The 19602-nt window shown below is 64.5% G+C and carries 17 protein-coding genes and 1 tRNA gene; 6 read left to right on the top strand and 12 right to left on the bottom strand.

The features are described from left to right. The first annotated feature begins 7 nt into the window (after window positions 1-7). The gene (pheA, locus tag ACJ0G7_RS05565) at window positions 8-874 is read left to right on the top strand and encodes a prephenate dehydratase (protein WP_407395380.1); all 867 of its coding nucleotides are present in this window, start codon (window positions 8-10) and stop codon (window positions 872-874) included. Here the strand turns inward: pheA and ACJ0G7_RS05560 are convergent. The 9 genes from ACJ0G7_RS05560 to ACJ0G7_RS05520 all read right to left on the bottom strand — a co-directional run bounded on the left by ACJ0G7_RS05560 (window position 840) and on the right by ACJ0G7_RS05520 (window position 9398). Then, on the bottom strand, window positions 840-1769 hold the full coding sequence (locus tag ACJ0G7_RS05560; RefSeq protein WP_407395379.1) for a methyltransferase domain-containing protein: 930 nt from the start codon (window positions 1767-1769) through the stop codon (window positions 840-842). The two genes, pheA and ACJ0G7_RS05560, sit on opposite strands and share 35 nt — an antisense overlap. Next, complete coding sequence (locus ACJ0G7_RS05555; RefSeq protein WP_407395378.1) at window positions 1769-2437, bottom strand: LON peptidase substrate-binding domain-containing protein; 669 nt, start codon at window positions 2435-2437, stop codon at window positions 1769-1771. The genes ACJ0G7_RS05560 and ACJ0G7_RS05555 overlap by 1 nt, the downstream gene beginning before the upstream one ends. Window positions 2438-2494: 57 nt before the next feature. Next, window positions 2495-2815: a 30S ribosomal protein S10 gene (rpsJ, locus tag ACJ0G7_RS05550; RefSeq protein WP_006042265.1), complete on the bottom strand. Its 321-nt coding sequence runs from the start codon at window positions 2813-2815 to the stop codon at window positions 2495-2497. A gap of 146 nt (window positions 2816-2961) precedes the next feature. Beyond that, window positions 2962-4161, bottom strand: a complete 1200-nt coding sequence (gene tuf / locus ACJ0G7_RS05545) for an elongation factor Tu (protein ID WP_407395377.1) — start codon at window positions 4159-4161, stop codon at window positions 2962-2964. Window positions 4162-4204: 43 nt separating this feature from the next. Continuing rightward, on the bottom strand, window positions 4205-6280 hold the full coding sequence (gene fusA / locus ACJ0G7_RS05540) for an elongation factor G (protein WP_407395376.1): 2076 nt from the start codon (window positions 6278-6280) through the stop codon (window positions 4205-4207). A gap of 91 nt (window positions 6281-6371) precedes the next feature. Then, window positions 6372-6842 carry a 30S ribosomal protein S7 gene (rpsG, locus tag ACJ0G7_RS05535; protein ID WP_043694760.1) on the bottom strand — a complete coding sequence of 157 codons (471 nt, stop codon included), beginning with the start codon at window positions 6840-6842 and terminating at the stop codon, window positions 6372-6374. Window positions 6843-6896: 54 nt separating this feature from the next. Continuing rightward, window positions 6897-7271, bottom strand: a complete 375-nt coding sequence (gene rpsL, locus ACJ0G7_RS05530; protein WP_043694764.1) for a 30S ribosomal protein S12 — start codon at window positions 7269-7271, stop codon at window positions 6897-6899. A 73-nt stretch (window positions 7272-7344) separates the two neighbouring features. Further along, on the bottom strand, window positions 7345-7677 hold the full coding sequence (locus tag ACJ0G7_RS05525; RefSeq protein WP_043694769.1) for an AIR synthase: 333 nt from the start codon (window positions 7675-7677) through the stop codon (window positions 7345-7347). A 35-nt stretch (window positions 7678-7712) separates the two neighbouring features. Next, window positions 7713-9398 (bottom strand): phosphodiester glycosidase family protein, encoded by a 1686-nt coding sequence (locus tag ACJ0G7_RS05520; RefSeq protein WP_407395375.1) that lies wholly within the window; start codon window positions 9396-9398, stop codon window positions 7713-7715. A gap of 103 nt (window positions 9399-9501) precedes the next feature. Between ACJ0G7_RS05520 and gltB the strand changes: the two genes are divergently transcribed. Beyond that, window positions 9502-14106, top strand: coding sequence for a glutamate synthase large subunit (gene gltB / locus ACJ0G7_RS05515; RefSeq protein ID WP_407395374.1), 4605 nt, complete (start codon window positions 9502-9504; stop codon window positions 14104-14106). 17 nt (window positions 14107-14123) lie between these two features. Beyond that, window positions 14124-14432 (top strand): YciI family protein, encoded by a 309-nt coding sequence (locus ACJ0G7_RS05510; RefSeq protein ID WP_407395373.1) that lies wholly within the window; start codon window positions 14124-14126, stop codon window positions 14430-14432. Here the strand turns inward: ACJ0G7_RS05510 and lipA are convergent. Then, window positions 14410-15279: a lipoyl synthase gene (lipA, locus tag ACJ0G7_RS05505; protein WP_407395372.1), complete on the bottom strand. Its 870-nt coding sequence runs from the start codon at window positions 15277-15279 to the stop codon at window positions 14410-14412. The two genes, ACJ0G7_RS05510 and lipA, sit on opposite strands and share 23 nt — an antisense overlap. Before the next feature lie 83 nt (window positions 15280-15362). Between lipA and ACJ0G7_RS05500 the strand changes: the two genes are divergently transcribed. From ACJ0G7_RS05500 to ACJ0G7_RS05490, 3 genes are all read left to right on the top strand, one after another. Next, window positions 15363-15436: transfer RNA gene (locus ACJ0G7_RS05500), tRNA-Pro, on the top strand. A gap of 44 nt (window positions 15437-15480) precedes the next feature. Continuing rightward, the gene (locus tag ACJ0G7_RS05495; protein ID WP_253912745.1) at window positions 15481-15675 is read left to right on the top strand and encodes a hypothetical protein; all 195 of its coding nucleotides are present in this window, start codon (window positions 15481-15483) and stop codon (window positions 15673-15675) included. Between the two features lie 182 nt (window positions 15676-15857). Beyond that, complete coding sequence (locus ACJ0G7_RS05490) at window positions 15858-16028, top strand: hypothetical protein (RefSeq protein WP_407395371.1); 171 nt, start codon at window positions 15858-15860, stop codon at window positions 16026-16028. 307 nt (window positions 16029-16335) lie between these two features. On the opposite strand, the gene ACJ0G7_RS05485 is transcribed toward ACJ0G7_RS05490, so the two are convergent. Both ACJ0G7_RS05485 and cobJ read right to left on the bottom strand, forming a co-directional pair. Beyond that, window positions 16336-17745 (bottom strand): iron uptake porin, encoded by a 1410-nt coding sequence (locus ACJ0G7_RS05485; protein ID WP_407395370.1) that lies wholly within the window; start codon window positions 17743-17745, stop codon window positions 16336-16338. A 91-nt stretch (window positions 17746-17836) separates the two neighbouring features. Next, entirely contained in the window at window positions 17837-19558 is a 1722-nt protein-coding gene (cobJ, locus tag ACJ0G7_RS05480; protein WP_407395369.1) for a precorrin-3B C(17)-methyltransferase, read from the bottom strand. Window positions 19559-19602 lie beyond the last annotated feature (44 nt).

The following is a 19602-nucleotide window of genomic DNA, read 5'->3' as shown; positions in this document are numbered from 1 at the left end:
TGCCCCGATGCCGACACGCATCGCATTCCTTGGCCCGACGGGGACCTACGGCGAGCAGGCAGCCCAGTCGCTGATCGCCCTGGAACAGCTGCCGCAGCCTGAGCTTGTTCCCTGCGTCGGTCTGCGGGCGGTGGTGGAGCAGCTGGCCTCCGGCGGCTGCGATGCTGCGGTGGTGCCGGTGGAGAACTCGGTGGAGGGCGGGGTCACCGCCACCCTCGATGCGCTCTGGTCACACCGGGACCTGTGCATCCGACGGGCGCTGGTTCTGCCGATCCGTCATTCGCTGCTCAGCAGCGGTTCTCTGGACAGCATCACCGAAGTGCTGTCGCATCCGCAGGCGCTGGCGCAGTGCTCCGGATGGCTGGCCCGCCAGCTGCCCCAGGCGTTGCAGCTGCCGACATCTTCAACCGCAGAGGCTGCACGCATGGTCTGCGGCAGTCGTTTCCGGGCCGCGATCGCTTCCCGCAAGGCAGGAGAGGAGCACGGCCTGAAGGAGCTGGCTCATCCGGTCAACGACGTCGCGGGCAATCGCACCCGGTTCCTGCTGCTGCAACGGGGGGAGCGCCGCTGCTCCGGTGATGTGGCCAGTCTGGCCTTCTCGCTGCGGCGCAATGCCCCCGGAGCTCTGCTGGAGGCCCTGGCCAGCCTGGCCCGTCAGAACCTGAACATGAGCCGGATCGAGTCCCGACCGTCCAAGCGTGAACTCGGTGAATACGTGTTCTTCGTGGATGTGGAGCTTCCCGTCGACAGCCAAGTGGTGCTGGAGGCCCTTGTTGCCGAGCTGACACCGCTCTGCGACCACCTGGCGAATCTGGGGGCGTATCCCAGCAGCGAGCAGATCAACGACGCAGACGGAACACCCCGAACTGCATGAGTCCGGTGGCGAAGGCCCATCGCATCAGCAGCAGGGTGGGGGTTTCACGCAATCCCTGAAGCACGGCTCCCGGGCCGAGACCGAGCACGGCTCCAGGTCGGCGCAATCCTTCGGCGATGGAGTCGATCCAGGAGGGGAGGGTGGCGGCGGTCCAGTCCCCGGTGACGACGTCACCGCGTCGATGGCAGCTGGCTTCCAGGTTGCCGCTGAACCCCTTGATGCTGGCGAATTCAGGATGGGCCCACTGGTGAAGCAGCTGGCGCATCACCCAGCGTTCAGAGCGGTTCATGGCGCCGTCGGAGGGGTCCCGTCGATTCCAGTCAGCCACGGCGAGCGTGCCACCGGGACGCAGCACCCGGAGCAGTTCATCGGCGTAGCGCTGCTTGTCCGGCATGTGGGGACCGGCCTCCACACTCCAGACGGCATCGAAACTCTGGTCGGCACACTGAAGATCCAGAGCATCCATCACAGCGAAGCGACAGCTGAGCCCCTCGGCTGTGAGCTCCGTGGCCCGTCGCACCTGGGCAGGGCTGATGCTGATGCCAAGAACGTCAAAACCGTAATCACGGGCCAGGATCCTGGCGCTGCCGCCGATGCCGCAGCCCACATCGATCAGCTTGGAGCCCGGCGGGAGTTGGTCCAGGCCGCTCCAGCGCACCAGCTCATGGACGAACGCTTCTTTGGCGGCGCGGAAATCGCTGGATTGCGGAGGATCTCCGTAATGACCCAGATGGACATGCTCTCCCCAGAGCCGTTCCAGCAGTCGGTCATCGGTCCAGGCGTCATAGGCCGCTGCGACACTGTCTGATGATTCGTAGCGGCGATCCCGGCGCAGCCAGAGCAGCAGGGCAGCACCACCACCTGCGGCGGCAATCAGCAGAAATTGGCTCAGCATCAGGCGTCTGTGCTGTCGGTGTCGCTGTCGGACAGGGTGTCTTTCAGAACGGTCCGTGCCGCCAGCTGCCGGCGGGTGTGATCAAGCATTTCAAACTGACGCTTGAGGCGTTCGTGGGTGTCGGTGAGCTCCAGCAGGGCCTGCTGTTCTCCGGCCGCATGGGGGTCCAGATGGGCACCGATCCAGAAGGAGAGCTCACGGGGGAGATCGGGCAGATCGTCGGGCAGGGTCACCTCCTGCCCCTGCAGCTTGCCGGTGAGGGTGATCACGTCGTTGAGGGCGTGGTTGACCGAGTCGCTCAGATCGTTGAGGCCGCTGTGGTCCTCCACCTGCTCGTCTTCCATCCAGGTGACCATTGCGCTGCGGAACGGGGTTTCGCGGGTGATGTTCAGAACGCGGAACCGCTGCTGGCCGAGCGTGACGATGTAGCTGCGACCGTCGTCGGTGGTCTGGTGCTGGAGCACTTCGGCGCAGCAGCCGACCTCCGCCATCTCACGGGTTTCGGGATCGATGCGGACCACGCCGAAACGCTTGTCGGACTCCAGCACCGACTGCAGCAGCATGCGGTACCGGGATTCGAAGATGTGGAGCGGCAGCAGCTGCTGCGGGAACAGAACGACGTCCGGCAGGGGGAACAGGGGCAGCTCCCTGACGGCGTAATCAGACACGAACGTCGTCCAGAACAGTGTGTGAATCGTAGGAAGTGATGTCTGTCTCCGTCGGGATCAGAGCTTCACTTCGATGTCCACACCACTGGGCAGATCAAGCTTCATCAGCGCGTCGATCGTCTTGGCGGAGGGGCTGTAGATGTCGATGATGCGACGGTGGGTGCGGGTCTCGAAGTGCTCGCGGGAATCCTTGTCCACGTGGGGTGAACGCAGCACGCAGTAGATCTTGCGTTTCGTGGGAAGAGGAATCGGGCCGATCGCTGTCGCAGCGGTGTTGTCGGCCGTCTCAATGATTTTGTCGCAGGAGAGATCCAGCATGCGGCGGTCAAACGCCTTCAGGCGAATGCGGATCTTCTGCTGAGCGATGGCAGTGGACATAGGAAGCGCAGACGGTGTCCCCTAGGGGAAGGAGAGGGTGAATTGTCGAGGTTCTGAAGGTGCTGGAGCCATGGCCATCAGCACTCCTGGAGTTTAAGAGATGGGGGATCCGCGGATCCCCCGCCTCAGTCATCGGTTGATGACGATCACTCGATGATCTTGGACACCACGCCAGCACCGATGGTGCGGCCGCCTTCACGGATGGCGAAGCGCATGCCGGTTTCCATGGCGACGGGGCAGATCAGCTCACCGGTCATCTGGATGTTGTCACCGGGCATCACCATTTCCACGTTGCTGCCGTCTTCCGCGGTGAACGCGGTGATCTGGCCGGTCACGTCCGTTGTCCGGATGTAGAACTGCGGGCGATAGCCAGCGAAGAAAGGAGTGTGGCGACCGCCTTCTTCCTTCTTCAGCACATACACCTGACCTTCGAACTTGGTGTGAGGGGTGATGGAGCCAGGCTTCACCAGCACCATGCCGCGCTCGATGTCTTCCTTCTGGATGCCGCGCAGCAGCAGGCCGACGTTGTCGCCAGCCATGCCCTCGTCGAGCAGCTTGCGGAACATCTCCACACCGGTGACGGTTGTTTTGCGGGGATCGCGGATGCCGACGATCTCGACTTCTTCGCCGACCTTGACGATGCCGCGCTCGATACGGCCGGTCGCCACGGTTCCACGACCGGTGATGGAGAACACATCCTCCACAGCCATCAGGAAGGGCTTGTCAACCTCGCGCTCGGGCTCGGGAATGTTGGAGTCAACAGCCGCCATCAGCTCTTCGATCTTGGCTTCCCACTCAGCCTCGCCCTCGATGGCCTTCAGGCCGGAGACCTGAACCACAGGGATGTCGTCGCCGGGGAAGTCGTAGCTGGAGAGAAGCTCGCGGATCTCCATTTCGACCAGCTCGATGATCTCTTCGTCATCGACCATGTCGCACTTGTTCAGTGCAACCACCAGAGCGGGAACGCCCACCTGCTTGGCCAGCAGGATGTGCTCCTTGGTCTGCGCCATGGGGCCGTCGGTGGCGGCGCACACCAGGATGGCGCCGTCCATCTGGGCAGCACCGGTGATCATGTTCTTCACGTAGTCCGCGTGACCGGGGCAGTCCACGTGGGCGTAGTGACGGCTATCTGTCTCGTATTCGACGTGAGCGGTGTTGATGGTGATACCGCGCTCACGCTCCTCGGGAGCACCGTCGATGTCGGCGTAATTCTGAACCTGAGCCTGGCCTTTCTTGGCGAGCACGTTGGTGATCGCAGCGGTCAGGGTTGTTTTGCCGTGGTCAACGTGGCCAATGGTGCCGATGTTGACGTGAGGCTTGTTCCTTTCAAACTTCTCGCGTGCCATTTTTTGTGAAGAATCGAGGGGGTGAATTAAGGGGGGTTAGAGATCAGGAATTGCCCTGATTCTTGGAGATGATGGCCTCGGCCACGTTGCGAGGAACATCCTCGTAGTGGCTGAATTCCATCGAGAAAATACCCCGACCCTGGGTCATGGATCGGAGTTCGGTGGCGTAGCCGAACATCTCGGCCAGGGGCACCTTGGCCGAGACTTTTGACGTGCCATCGTCAATCGCCTGACCTTCAACCTGACCCCGACGGGAGGACAGGTCGCCGATGACCGAGCCGAGGAAATCCTCGGGAACCTCGACCTCGACCTTCATCATCGGTTCAAGAAGTACAGGATTGCACTTCTTGACGGCATCTTTGAAGGCCATGGAGCCGGCGATCTTGAACGCCATCTCCGAGGAGTCGACGTCGTGATAGGAGCCGTCGACCATCGTGACTTTCACGTCGATCAGCGGGTAACCGGCGATAACGCCGGATTCGCAGGTCTCCTTCATGCCCATCTCAGAGGGCTTGATGTATTCCTTGGGGACAACACCACCAACAATCTTGTTGACGAATTCGAAACCGGATTCCGGCTCTCCGGGCTCCATTTCGATCACCACATGGCCGTATTGGCCCTTACCACCGGTCTGGCGGGAGAACTTGCCTTCGCCACCGGCTGAACCGCGGATGGTCTCCCGGTAGGACACCTGCGGAGCGCCGATGTTGGCTTCCACCTTGAACTCGCGCAGCATGCGGTCCACCAGGATTTCCAGGTGGAGTTCACCCATGCCGGCGATCACGGTCTGACCGGTTTCCTGATCCGTGTTGACACGGAAGGTCGGGTCTTCCTCAGCCAGTGCAACCAGGGCTTTGGAGAGCTTCTCCATGTCGCCCTTGGTCTTGGGCTCAACGGCCACGGAGATCACCGGTTCGGGGACGAACAGGGTCTCGAGGACGATCGGGTCTTCGACGGAACAGAGGGTGTCGCCGGTCGTGGTCGCCTTCAGGCCGAGCACGGCGCCGAGGTCACCGGCGCGCAGTTCGTCAACTTCCTCGCGGTCGTCGGCCTTCAGCACCACGAGGCGAGAGATGCGTTCCTTGGAATCCTTCGTGGAGTTCAGCACGTAGCTGCCCTTGGACAGGATGCCGGAATACATCCGAACGAAGGTGAGCTTGCCGTAGGGATCGGCCATGACCTTGAAGGCCAGCGCACTGAAGGGCGCGCTGTCGTCGGAGGGGCGCACCGCCTCGCTGCCGTCGGGCAGCACACCCTGGATGGGGGGAACGTCGATGGGAGCGGGCAGGTAGTCGACCACGGCGTCGAGAACCAGCTGAACACCCTTGTTCTTGAAGGCGGAGCCGCAGAGCACCGGCACCAGACCGTGCTTCAGCACGCCCTGACGGATGCCACTCTTCAGTTCTTCATTGCTGAGTTCGCCGGTTTCCAGGAACTTCTCGATCAGGGTCTCATCGGTTTCCGCAACCGTTTCCATGAGGACGTTGCGCCACTCGGCGACCTGATCCTTCATGTCGTCGGGAACATCGGTGACTTCGATGTCCTGACCCAGGTCGTCCTTATAGATGTGGGCCTTGTTCTCCACCAGGTCGATGATGCCGCTCAGCTCCCCTTCAGCACCGATCGGCAGTTGGATCGGTGCAGCATTGGCTTTCAGGCGGTCCTTGATCTGACTGTGAACCTTCAGGAAGTCCGCTCCGGTGCGGTCCATCTTGTTGACGAACACCATGCGGGGCACGGAGTAGCGATCCGCTTGTCTCCAGACCGTCTCGGACTGGGGCTGAACGCCGCCGACCGCACAGAACACAGCGATCACACCATCGAGAACGCGCATGGAGCGCTCCACCTCGATGGTGAAGTCGACGTGCCCAGGCGTGTCGATGATGTTGATTCGGTGGTCCTGCCAACTGGTGGAGATGGCTGCTGCCGTGATGGTGATGCCACGCTCACGCTCCTGGGCCATCCAGTCGGTTACGGCGGCGCCATCGTGCACTTCGCCGATTTTGTGCACCACTCCTGAATAAAACAGGATCCGTTCAGTCGTGGTGGTCTTACCAGCGTCAATGTGTGCTGCAATACCAATATTTCTGACGCGTTCCAGGGGAAAAGCGCGGGCCACAGGAAAATCTCCGGGGGTGAGGCGTGAAAAGGCGGGGTGACTCTACAGGGAAGCCCATGAACAAGTGTGTTGATGGGCTGGCTGGTCAGCCTCAGTAGCGGTAGTGGGCGAAAGCCTTGTTGGCTTCTGCCATCTTGTGGGTCTCTTCGCGCTTGCGAACGGCGCTGCCGGCTTCGTTGGCGGCGTCCATCAGTTCGCCGGCGAGTTTCTGAGCCATGCTGCGGCCGTTGCGGGAGCGGGAGAAGCTCACCAGCCAGCGCAGGGCCATGGCGGTGCCCCGTTCCTGACGGACTTCCATCGGCACCTGGTAGGTGGCACCACCCACCCGGCGGGCCCGCACCTCGACCAGCGGCGTGGCGTTCTTGACCGCGGTCTCGAACAGTTCGAGGGGATCACCACCGGTGCGCTCGTTGATCAGGCCGAAAGCATCCGAAAGGATCCGCTGGGCCGTGGACTTCTTGCCGTGCTGCATCAACCGGGCCACCATCATCGAGGCCAGTCGGCTGTTGAACTGCGGGTCCGGAAGGATCGGGCGTTTTTCAGCGGCGTTGCGGCGGGACATGAAAGCTCAGGACGTTTGTGTGGTGTGACGAGGTGGTGATGGGGTGATCGGAGATCACTCCTTCGGAGTCTTGGCGCCGTACTTGGAGCGTGACTGACGACGGTCTTTCACGCCGGAGGTGTCCAGGGTTCCGCGAATGATGTGATATCTCACACCGGGTAGATCCTTGACACGACCGCCACGGATCAGCACAACGGAGTGCTCCTGGAGGTTGTGGCCGATGCCCCCGATGTAAGCGGTGACCTCGAATCCGGAGGTGAGCCGTACACGGGCCACCTTGCGCAGAGCCGAATTGGGTTTCTTCGGCGTGGAGGTGTACACCCGGGTGCACACGCCCCGGCGTTCGGGACAGGCTTTCAGGGCCGGGGACTTGGTCTTGGCCTTGAGGCGCTGGCGCTCCGTGCGGATCAGCTGTTGGATGGTTGGCATCGAGGGTCGGCGAGCGGTCGGACGCTCCGACCTGATTCGACAATCCAACACGATACCGGTTGACCGGCCCCTTCTATCCCTGACGACTGAATGCGCTGCCGCAGGCGCAGAGTTGGATGGCGTCGCCGCCGCGGATCAGAAAGCCTCCGCCGCTGAGGTCGCCCCGGTAGTCGAGGATCAGCCCCTGCAGCAGGCTCAGCTGCTCGCGCGGAGCATGCAGGGTGACGCCATCGGCACGGGCGATGGCCACACCGGCGAGATGGCCGGGACGGATGCGGATCACATGCTCGGCACACTCACCGGGCGTGAGATCCAGATGCATCTGGCCGGGAGTGCCGGCCACGGACGCCTGGCGCCCCAGTTCCGCTGCTGCCGTCGGGGTCAGGCGCAGGTTGGCGGCAGCCATCGGCGATGGAAATGCGGCCACCACAATGACAGGCCTCAGCCGGGGACCAGGCCCAGGCCGTTGTGGATCCGGGGCGAGCTGCCGCGTCCGTTCATCAGGCTGCGGCCGGCCACGTCCATGGTGGTCGAACTGCCGCCATCCAGGTTGAGGGCATCCCGCAGCCCCAGCTGCTGCATGGCCAGGGTCGTCTCCAGCAGAGTCGGATCGCTGCCGGTGGACCCGCGCAGGGTGAGCAGCCACGTGCCGCCCTCGCCGCTGCCGACCACGGTGCGGGGCGCCGACAGGCGGAGAAACCCCGGACTGAATCCTTCTCCGCGGCCGTTGAGCACCACGCGGCCCTCCTGCAGCAGCAAGGGGCCGCCTCCGAGCACGTTGCTGGATTCCCCGAGCATGCTGTTCGCCCGCAGCCGCAGCGTGACCCTGTCCCCGGGTTGAGCCGGCAGCGGAGCACCACCGCGGGCGACCACCAGATCCGTCTGTGCCGCCAGGGGAACCCCCCGACGCAGTGCCGTGGACGCATAAACGGTCTCGACGATTCCGTCGCGCACCAGCAGCGCCTGCTCCTCACCGCTGAGGGCCCGGTACACCGGTCCCCAGGCGCGGGTGTAGCGGCTGAGGCCCTTCTGCACGTAGCCGCTGTTGAGATAGCCGAGACCCCAGCGGCGTCCTCCATTCACCACCAGGTCCTGGTCCAGCCGCAGCCGTCCGAACTGCAGCGCGCTGTCCTGGTCCCAGGCGATCACGCCACGATTGAGGATCGGTCCGGACAGCCAGACACCATCACGCCGCAGGGCACCGAGCGGGAGCTGGCGGATCCGGTTGAAGAACCCACCGTTGATCCCGATCACCGCACCGGCGGGGCGCGCCAGCTGAGGAAGGAAACGCAGGCCCTGCTGGCTGCCCACCATCGTCAGGGGTTTGAGCTTCAGTCCGAGGTTCGGCAGGTCGCCTCCGGCGCGCAGCACTTCCAGCGGCTTCACCCCAACGGTCACCTGGCGGCGCTCCAGCACCAGCCCGCGGCGCACCAGGCCCGCAACAGCGGGATGGCTCAGGGGCAGGGGGGTCTGTTGCTGAGCCCTCACGGCCTCGGCTGCCGGCCCCCCGAGGCCGTCGAGCACCACGCGCCAGGGATCGGCCAGGGTGAGTGTGCTCAGCCGGGTTGCCTGGCCCTGCAGGCGCAGTCCGTTCGCGGTCTGGCGCGGTTGCAGCCCCAGGGTCCGCAGCAGGCGTTGCTGGCCAGGGTTGCTGCGGAGATCCAGAAGCAGATCGCTGCCGAGCCGTTGCACGAACACCGGTCCATCGAGGTCGAACACCACCCGGCCGGCGTTGCTGCCCTTGCCACGTCTGAGGCGCTGCAGCAGTGGTGCCGGAAGCTCCAGCAGCAGCTGACGGCCGCGGGTGCTGCTCCGGACCCCCACCGCCGCCAGCCAGTCCGCCACCTCCAGCGCCACTTCATCACCGAGGGGCCGCTGCGGAATGCTCTCCAGAGGGCGTTGCTCGCCGTACCACTCCAGGTTTCCGCTCTCGAGACGGCTGAAGCCCAGCTGACCCTCCAGCAGATCCAGCGGCAGCCAGAGTTCTTCGGGCAGGTCATCGCGCTGCCCCTGCCACTGCCAGCCTCCCGACAGGCGCTGGCCGGCGATCACGATGCGGTCGCCGCTGCGGCTGGCAGCAGAACGCACCTCCGGCAGAGGTTCAGGCAGCTGGGCGAGGGGCAGCATGGAAGCGCGTGGGAAGCGAAAGGCGCCTGCCTAGGATCACTGGAACAGATGGTTTCTGCAGAGGACATCGCTGCAGACCCAAGCGTTTGTCCGGTCTCCGCCCATGCCCGAATCCACCTGTCCCGCAGCGTTCTGGCCCTATCGGGACAGTCCAGCGCCCGAGTCGGTCGCGGGAGAGAAGGATGCCTGCGGCGTTGGATTCCTGGCGCAGCTGTCGGGTGAGACCAGCCACTGGGTTCTGCAGCAGGCTCTGCGGGGTCTCGGCTGCATGGAACACCGTGGCGGCTGTGGTGGTGACGGGGATTCCGGCGATGGCGCTGGGGTGCTCTGCGAAATCCCATGGACCTATCTGAGGGCGGTCTGGCCTGATGCGGCATCGGCGAAAGGTCTTGGAATGCTGTTCATGCCTCAGGACCCCGGCAAGCGGGACCTGGCGCATCAGTTCTGCGAGGACGAAGCTGCGGCTCTGGGGCTGAGCTCCGCCGGTTGGCGGGTGGTGCCGGTGGATCCCGCTGTGCTGGGACCGATGGCGCGGCAGACCGCACCCGTGATCGAGCAATGGCTGCTGGCCGGTGATGCCGAGGGCGATGCCTTTGAAGCGCTGCTGCTGCGTCTGCGCCGCCGGATCGGTGCCCGCGCCCGAGAGGCCTGGGGCTTCGAGGGCTCGCTGGATGTCTACGTGGCCTCCTTGAGCAGCCGCACCGTTGTGTACAAGGGCATGGTGCGCTCCGAGGTGCTGGCGCAGTACTACGCCGATCTGCGGGACCCCCGCTTTGAAGTGAGCTTCGCGGTGTATCACCGCCGCTTCAGCACCAACACCCTGCCCCGCTGGCCCCTCGCTCAACCGATGCGGTTGCTGGGCCACAACGGTGAGATCAACACCCTGTTGGGCAACCTCAACTGGGCGAAGGCCTCAGAAGCCAGCCTTTCGGAGGTCTGGGGAGATGCAGCGGCTGACCTCAATCCGGTGGTCAACCCGGGCTTCAGCGACTCGGCCAATCTCGACGCCACGCTTGAGCTGATGGTGCGCAGCGGCCGCTCGATCACCGACAGCCTGATCACGCTGGTGCCGGAGGCCTTCCGCAACCAGCCCGATCTCGACAGCCGTCCGCAGGTGACGGCGATGTACGAATTCAATGCCGGCATCCAGGAGCCCTGGGACGGCCCCGCCCTGCTGGTGTTCGCCGACGGCAAGCGGGTGGGCGCCACCTTGGATCGCAATGGACTGCGACCGGCCCGTTGGTGCACCACCGCGGATGGGTTCGTGATCATGGGATCGGAAACCGGCGTTGTGGATCTCAGCGGCAAGACCGTGGTCCAGAAGGGGCGCCTCGGTCCGGGCCAGATGGTGGCGGTGGATCTGGAGGCCGGGCAGCTGCTGGACAACTGGACCGTGAAGGAGGACGCCGCCGGGCGCTTCCCTTACGAGGACTGGCTGCAGCAGCACCGTCGCAGCGTTGCGGCCCAGCCCTGGACGCAGGAGCGCCAGATCGGCGAGCTGGATCTGCTGCGGCTGCAGACCGCCATGGGTTTCACCGCCGAAGACTTCGATCTGGTGATCGAGGACATGGCCGGTCTGGGCAAGGAGCCCACGTACTGCATGGGGGATGACATCCCACTGGCGGTGCTCTCCGAGAAGCCGCACCTGCTGTACGACTACTTCAAACAGCGCTTCGCCCAGGTCACCAACCCACCGATCGATCCCCTGCGGGAAAAGCTGGTGATGAGCCTGGAGATGCATCTGGGTGAACGTCGCCCGGCGCTGAAGCCCCAGGCGGAGGCCGCCGCGGTGATTCACCTGGACACTCCGGTGCTGAATGAAGCCGAGCTGGCGGCGATCAGCCAGCAGGGTCTGCCGGTCACGACCCTCTCCACTCAGGTGGCTGTTGAGGCCTGTGCCGGTGGCCTCAGCTCAGCCCTGGATGCGCTCTGCCAGGCAGCGGAGGAGGCAGTGCGCGGCGGCGCTCAGGTGCTGGTGCTGTCCGACCGGGTCGACCGTGCCGGTGCTCCGGCTCCGCTGACGGCCACCGTTGTGGCGATGCCGGCGCTGCTGGCGGTGGGTGCGGTGCATCACCATCTGCTGCGTCAGAAGCTGCGGCTGCATTGCTCGCTGGTGGTGGACACCGCCCAGTGCTGGAGCACCCATCACATGGCCTGCCTGATCGGTTACGGCGCCAGCGCTGTCTGCCCCTGGCTCACCTGGGAGACCACCCGTCACTGGCTCGCCCATCCCAAAACACAGAAGCGGATCGAGCAGGGCAAGCTGCCGGCACTCGATGCCGACAAGGTGCAGGCGAATGTGCGGGTGTCGCTGGAGAACGGCCTGCGCAAGATCCTTTCGAAGATCGGCATCTCGTTGCTGGCCAGTTATCACGGCGCTCAGATCTTCGAGGCGATCGGCCTCGGCGCCGATGTGATCGCCACCGCCTTCACCGGTACCACCAGCCGTGTGGCTGGCATGACCCTGTCCGAACTGGCCAACGAGACGCTGTCGTTGCATGCCAAGGCCTTCCCGGAGCTGAACCGCAGCAAGCTGGAGTTCATGGGCTTCGTGCAGTACCGCACCGGCGGTGAGTACCACCTCAACAGCCCAGACATGGCCAAGGCCCTGCATGCGGCGGTGAAGACCGGGCCGGGTTACGACCATTTCTCCACCTACAAGACCCTTCTGGAGAACCGGCCGGTCACGGCCCTGCGGGATCTGCTGGAGTTCAAGCTGGCGCCCACGCCGCTTCCCCTCGACCAGGTGGAAAGTGCCGAAAGCCTCTGCAGCCGCTTCTGCACCGGCGGCATGAGTCTTGGGGCCCTGTCGCGCGAGGCCCACGAAGTGCTGGCGGTGGCGATGAACCGCATCGGTGGCAAGAGCAACAGCGGTGAAGGTGGCGAGGATCCTGCCCGCTTCCAGGTGCTCAACGATGTGGATGGCGAGGGGCGCTCAGCCGCCTTCCCGAGCATCGGCGGCCTGCGCAATGGCGACACCGCCTGCTCGGCGATCAAGCAGGTGGCCTCCGGCCGCTTTGGCGTCACGGCCGAATACCTGCGCAGCGGCAGACAGCTGGAGATCAAGGTGGCCCAGGGGGCCAAGCCCGGTGAGGGCGGCCAGCTGCCCGGCCCGAAGGTGGATGAGTACATCGCCTGGCTGCGCAACAGCAAACCCGGCGTGGCGCTGATCTCGCCGCCGCCGCATCACGACATCTATTCAATCGAGGATCTGGCGCAGCTGATCCATGACCTGCACCAGGTGCATCCCAAGGCGCCGGTGAGCGTGAAGCTGGTGGCCGAGATCGGCATCGGCACCATCGCCGCCGGTGTGGCCAAGGCCAATGCCGATGTGATTCAGATCTCCGGCCATGACGGCGGCACCGGTGCCTCACCGCTGAGTTCGATCAAACACGCCGGCAGCCCCTGGGAACTGGGGCTCACCGAGGTGCATCGCAGCCTGCTGGAGAACGGTCTGCGGGATCGGGTGCTGCTGCGCGCCGATGGCGGCCTCAAGACCGGTTGGGACGTGGTGATCGCCGCTCTGCTCGGTGCGGAGGAATACGGCTTCGGTTCGGTGGCGATGATCGCCGAGGGCTGCATCATGGCCCGCGTCTGCCACACCAACAATTGCCCGGTGGGGGTGGCCACCCAGAAGGAAGCCCTGCGCAAGCGCTTCACCGGCGTGCCCGAGCACGTGGTGAATTTCTTCTGGTATGTGGCGGAGGAGGTGCGTCAGCTGCTCAGCCTGCTCGGCGTCGCCAGACTCGAGGATCTGATCGGCCGCAGCGACCTGCTGCAGCCGCGTGCGGTGCAGCTGGCCAAAACCAAGGGCGTGGATCTTGCCAGCCTGCTGGCACCGATCCAGGGGTCGGAAGACCGTGCCTGGCTGCGCCACAGCGCCGAAGCCCACGGCAATGGCTCGATTCTTGAGGATCAGCTGCTGGCCGACGCCGAGCTGATGGCTGCGCTGGAGAGCCACGGCTCCCTGAGCCGCACGATCGCGATCATCAACACCGATCGCAGCGTCGGTGCCCGCCTGGCCGGTGAGATCGCCCAGCGCCACGGCAACCGCGGCTTCAAGGGGGCGTTGGATCTCACCTTCCGCGGTGCGGCCGGCCAGAGCTTCGGCGCCTTCCTGGTGCAGGGCATGAACGTGCGCCTGGAAGGAGAAGCCAACGACTACGTGGGCAAGGGCATGAACAGCGGCAGCATCAGCCTGGTGCCGTCCGATGGCTGCGCTGATCCCGGCGATCAGGTGATCCTCGGCAACACCTGCCTCTATGGCGCCACGGGCGGTGAACTGTTCGCCCTCGGCCGTGCCGGCGAGCGCTTCGGGGTGCGCAACAGCGGTGCCCGCGCTGTGGTGGAAGGTGCCGGCGACCATTGCTGCGAGTACATGACCGGTGGTGTGGTGGTAGTGCTGGGCAGCACCGGCCGCAATGTCGGGGCCGGCATGACCGGCGGCGTCACCTTCCTGCTGGATGAGGGCGATCGGGTGGTGCCGCGGGTGAACCCTGAGATCGTGGAGGTCTGCAGCATCACCACGGCTGAGCAGGAGACCGTGCTCAAGGGCCTGCTGGAGGCGCATGTGGCGGCCACCGCCAGCAGCACAGCCTCAGCGCTGCTGGCGGACTGGGCCGCGGCGAAGGGCCGTTTCAAAGTGCTGGTGCCACCGAGCGAACGGGCGGCGATGGGGCTGACGCAGAAGCAGGCGGTGGCGGCCTGATCCGGCCCCGGCGACCTGTGGCCTGGTTCATCAAGCACGAAACCTTCACGCCGCAGACCGCCGAGCTGTCCCTGGACCAGCGGCGGCCGCACCTGGAGGCCCACCGGGCCTGGGTGGAGCAGCAGGGTGCAGCGGGCCGGCGGATCCGCAGCGGCTTTCTTGTGGATGAACAGCAACGGCCCGGTGGTGGCGGGCTGCTGATCTTTGAGGCGGCGTCCTACGCCGAAGCCCTGGCGTGGGTGCAGCAGGACCCGATGATCCAGGCCGGCCTGGTGAGCTGGACGTTGCAGCAGTGGATTCCCGTCAGCGGGGATGGCTGGCCATGAGCCGCTGCACCTCACCGGCGTGATAGCTGCTGCGGGTGAGGGGGGTGCTCACCACCTGCAGGAAGCCCAGCTCCTCTTCGCCGACGCGGCGGTAGTGGTCGAACTGCTCGGGCGTGACGAAACGGTCCACCGCCAGGTGCTTGGGGCCGGGGGAGAGGTACTGGCCGATGGTGACGATGTCCACCCGATGGGCGCGCAGGTCGCGCAGCACCGTGATCACCTCCTCGTCGGTTTCACCGAGTCCCACCATCAGGCCGGATTTGCTGTATGCGCTTGGCCAGCCCTGGCGCACCCGTTGCAGCAGCTCCAGCGAGCGTTCGTAAATGCCCTGGGGGCGAGCCAGCCGGTACATGCGCGGCACCGTTTCGATGTTGTGGTTCAGCACATGGGGGGCGGCGGCCATCACGGTGGCCAGGGCGTCCCAATTCCCGCAGAAATCAGGGATCAGCAGCTCGATCGTGGTGAGCGGTGAGCGCTGCTTCACCTGCTCGATGCAGGCCACGAACTGGGAGGCACCGCCATCGGCCAGGTCGTCGCGGTTCACCGAGGTGATCACCACGTGTTTGAGGCCAAGGCGGGCCACCGCCTCCCCCAACCGTTCCGGTTCTGTGGGGTCGAGCTCACGGACGCTCTTGTCGAAATCGATGTCGCAGTAGGGGCAGGCTCGGGTGCAGCCCGGCCCCATGATCAGAAAGGTGGCGGTGCCGCCAGCGAAGCACTCACCGATGTTGGGGCAGCTGGCTTCCTGGCAGACCGTGTTCAGCTTGAGGTCGAGCAGCAGGTCGGCGACAGCGCCGATCCGTTCCCGCTGCGGGGCTTTGACGCGCAACCACTCGGGCTTGAGCACGGCTGATCAGGGTCAATCTCTGACCTTAATGGGGGCAAGGGATCTGCTGCCCGGCTGAGGGTCGTCTTCTACGATGGAACCAACGGGATGTAGCGCAGCTTGGTAGCGCACTTCGTTCGGGACGAAGGGGCCGCAGGTTCGAATCCTGTCATCCCGATTTTCAACGCCGATGGCGTTTTGAGTTGCTGAACAAGACTGGAGATGCTGGTGCAGGCTCTGCTGGCGCTTTTGATTCCGACGCTTCTGTTGCTGGGGCTGACCGCTTTAGTGGCGACGGGTCGATTGCATTGGTCGAGCTCTGCTGAGTGGTTGCTGGCTCGCCAGAACAGGCTCTGGATGGGCGGAATCATCGCTCTGGCGGCGGCCGGTGCGGTGGCAGCGCTCAGCCGGAACTGACATGGCTCCGGATGTGCAGCGTTTCGTGATCGCCCAGCTGCTGGTGATCATCGTTCCTGTCGGGGCCCTGTTCTTCGTCTGGATTCGCATGCTGGGCAGATCCAGGCCCTGAATAACGATGCAATGCCAGCCAACGACTGTTGGTCCGGTTGCTTTGCTCGGAACCTGTAAAAGCAACACGCGTGAGCAGTGATTCCAGTGCAGATTTTTCGCCAAAAATAAAAACTCCCCTGGCCTTCACACCAAGGGAGCAGTCCCTGAACCTGGACACCTCTCCAGGCAATCCCATTAAACAGCAAGTGCTACAAAGCATGCTTCTGTTTGTGGCAGTTTGCGAAGGCGGTCTTTTTTGACGCTCATTGAATGAATGTTGGACATGGCGGTGTCATCCCCGATCAACACAAGATGTGCTGTCGTAAGCGTTTTCAGTCACTACCAATAGCGTTGGATCAGCCTGTGCAGATCATCTGCACAGGCTGAATTCTTCTGCTTTGTCAGAAAATTGTGGTCGTCATTCGTTCCTTTTTCCTGCTCGAGCTGATGCCCACTGCCAGCAATCAAGATTGAAAAAACTGCCGGATCGAACTTGGTCGTCTCACTCCACGCGCGCGAATGATCTGATGCTCTGGCTCGGGGTGATGGTCAGGCTCGGGGACGTTCTTAGAACCGGAAACTGGTCTTCACCAGGGCTCCGAGTTGCTGAACAGTGCGCTGCGACGGTGTTGCCTCGCCAAGCGGTCGCGTCAGCAGAAACAGTGCGGGAGTGACGCTGATGGAGTCGCTGATCGGCCAGGAGGTCCACCACTCCCACACCAGGCCGTCATCGATCGTGCTGGCGATCACCGGTTCTCCCACCCCCATGCCGATGCTGTGTCCATCGATCAGCACATCGCTCCACTCCAGCCCGAGGCTCCAGGATTGACTGTCGCTGTCACGGCGGTTGTAGCCCCAGCCGCCGCTGATCGAGGGAAGCCAGCCACTCTGCTCCGGCTGCCAGGAGCCGCCGACGCCGAAGGCATGGGTGAAGCCCGGTGCGAGCTGCTCATCACCGCTCATCAGGGCTGAGTAGATCACCGCCAGACTCCAGGTTTCTTGCTCGTAGCCGACCTGCAGCGTCGCGGCACTGTCGGCTTGGGCCGTGGCGATCCCGCCAGCGAGCGGGGAACTGCTGTTGCCGTTCGCTGCCACGTAATTAAGCGACAGGCTCAGGTTGTCTCCTGGGCTCCAGCTGACGCCTGCCCCGGCGCCCAGTGTTTTGTTGTACGCCCCTGGAGCGCCATTGAGAGTCAGCACATCGAGGATGGCATCACTGGGGTACACGCTTGGCCAGAGAGCGAGCATGTCTTCCTGCCCCACCCGTGGTCCGGCGGTGATGGTGAAGGCGTCACCGACGGGGAAGGCGTAGAAGGTCTTGTCAATCGCCAGAAGGTTCGGCGTGTCGCCCTCCTGAAACGCCGTTTCCAGGGTGGCGAAGCTGCTGGGTCCCGCCCCACCGAACACACTGCTGTCGCCATCGAAGTTTCCAGCACGCAGCACGGTGGTCAGCAGGTCTTTCCCCGTGAAGCTGGTCTCCAGGCTGAGCTGCAGATCGTTGTTGAAGCTGGTCGCTCCGAAGCGTTGGTTGTTCTGATTCACGAGGGCGTCGGCGGACCCCATGAACCGGTTGGCCCCCAGCACGAACGTCGCCAGACCGCTCAGCTTGGTGGTGGTGGAGAAGGACGTCGCGTCCAGTTCCCCGACACGGGCCTCCACGGCGTCCGCGCGGCCCTTGAGGATGGCCAGTTCCGCTTCGAATTCCCGGATCAGACGCCTGATGGCATCCGTCGTCACGCTCACCTTGTTCAAGCAAGCCTGCAGCAGAGCCGCTGCTTCGATGCGTGTCATGGCTGCTGGGCTCCGGGCCATGCCATCGGCTTGGCCGGAGACGCAGCTGTGCTGCTGGTTCAGCTGCGCCAGCTCCCGATAGGCCCAGTCCTCCGCGGTCAGATCCATCCATCGGTTGAGGCGGTTCAGTGGCTCGCTGGCTTCGGCCGCCAGCGGTGCCAGCAGGCTGAGGGTCAGCGGAACCATCAGGCATCGGCGGAGATGAGCCAAGCGGTGTCCTGACGACGTGAGCATCAACTGATTGTGATGATTTCTACGTGTCGGAGGTCTGGTTGATTCAGCTCAGACTGGCTCCCGGATAGCCGCGCGGTGTCACCATGCGGCCGTCGCTGACCCGGCTGCTGCTGTTGCCGATCAGAACCAACGTGAGCATGTCCACGCTCTCGATCTCAAGGGCCTCCAGGCTGGTGAGTTCCACCACCTCCTCCGCACGGCCGAGTTGACGAGCCAGCACCACCGGGGTCGTGCCTGCGCGTTGCTCGCGAAGAAGCGTTCTGGCCCGTTCCAGCTGCCAGTTGCGATCCCTGGAACGGGGGTTGTATAGCGCCACAACAAAATCGCCGGCGGCAGCTGCCTGCAGCCTCTGCTCGATCACCGGCCATGGCGTCAGTCGATCACTAAGGCTGATGGTGCAGAAGTCGTGCATCAACGGAGCTCCTGCTTTGGCGGCAGCCAACTGCAGTGCCGAGATGCCGGGATGCACCTCAAAGGAAGGTCTGGCGTCAGCGGGTTGCTGCAGCCAGAGCTCAAGGGCCAGGCCGGCCATGCCGTAAATGCCGCTGTCACCCGATGAGATGAGGGCCACCTTCGCTCCCTGCCGCGCCAGGCCCAGAGCCTGCTCGCAGCGATCCCACTCACGGGTGAGCTGACCGTCACAGCGCACCTGGTCGCTGCGTCGCAGCGGTTCCAGCAGGTCGAGGTAGAGGCCGTAGCCCACCCAGACGCAGCAGCGGGCCAGGGCCCTCCGGGCATCCCCGCTCAGCAACGCGGGATCTCCAGGGCCGCTGCCGATCAGGTGCAGTTCCCCCCGTTGCGGGGCGAAAGGCACGGCTGCTTCCGCAATGGCCACGGTCACCGCTCCATGCTCGTTCGCTTGCGCCTTGCTGATCCGTTTCTTCAGCCTCAGACGGGCGTCGTCTCCAGCGGCGAGCAGGGCAGCGGCCTCCGCCACGGAGGCTGTGCCCAGCTCGGATCGCACCACCTCAGAAGGCGTCGGCACGTCGATGGCATCCAGCCTTTCGGCGCTGTAAGTGCGAAAGGGCCAATCCCTGCTGTCACGCACCTGCAACAAGGCGGCTTCATCAGCCTTGCGATCAGCGCTGGCCAGACCGGCGACGGCCTCGACGGCCAGTCCGGCTTCCGCGAGGGCCTGATCGATGGCGCGTTCCACCAGGGTCAGACTGGTGTTGCGCTCGCAGCCCATCCCCAGCCAGAGGCTGGCCGGATGCCAGCGGCAAGGGGCTTGCAGCTCCGCTCCGATGCTGAGCTCTGCCGAATCGGGGCTTCCTTCCACTAGGTCCTGTCCCGCTGAGATCCGCTGCCAGTCGGTCGCACCATGGCTCTGGTGGACACGCACAGCGTGACCGCGGGCATGTGCCTGCATCAGGGTTCGCCAGGCGTCCGGACTTCCGCCCCGTCGCCATCCCCAGCCTTCGCCGAAGCTGTCGAGTGCCAGCCGTCGGTCGCTGGCACAGGCTCCTGTCAGAACGGCCTGTCCGCCGAGATCGGCGGCGAGTTCCCTGGCCAGCTGCTCGGCACCGCTGCTGTGACCCCCGAGCAGCGGGATCACCCACTGACCCTTTGGATCGAGCACCAGCACAGCCGGATCCTTCTCTTTTCCCTGTAGGTACGGAGAGATCAGTCGGGTGATCGCCCCCACGGCGCCCACCATCAAAAGAACACTGTCGTGATGCCAGTGCTTCTGGAGAACGGGCTGCAGGCCGTTGCCGGCCTGCAGCGTCTCATCGACATGATGGCGCTGCATCAGGCGCTGCAGCATCGGTTCCGCTGCAATGGACAGGCCGATGGCCAGTCGCCGGGATG

It is taken from the genome of Parasynechococcus sp. (genome assembly GCF_045559935.1).
In the GTDB taxonomy this organism is placed as follows: Bacteria; Cyanobacteriota; Cyanobacteriia; order PCC-6307; family Cyanobiaceae; genus Parasynechococcus.
The sequence above is the reverse complement of the archived record's forward strand: the minus strand, read 5'-3'. Positions and strand labels throughout refer to the sequence as shown.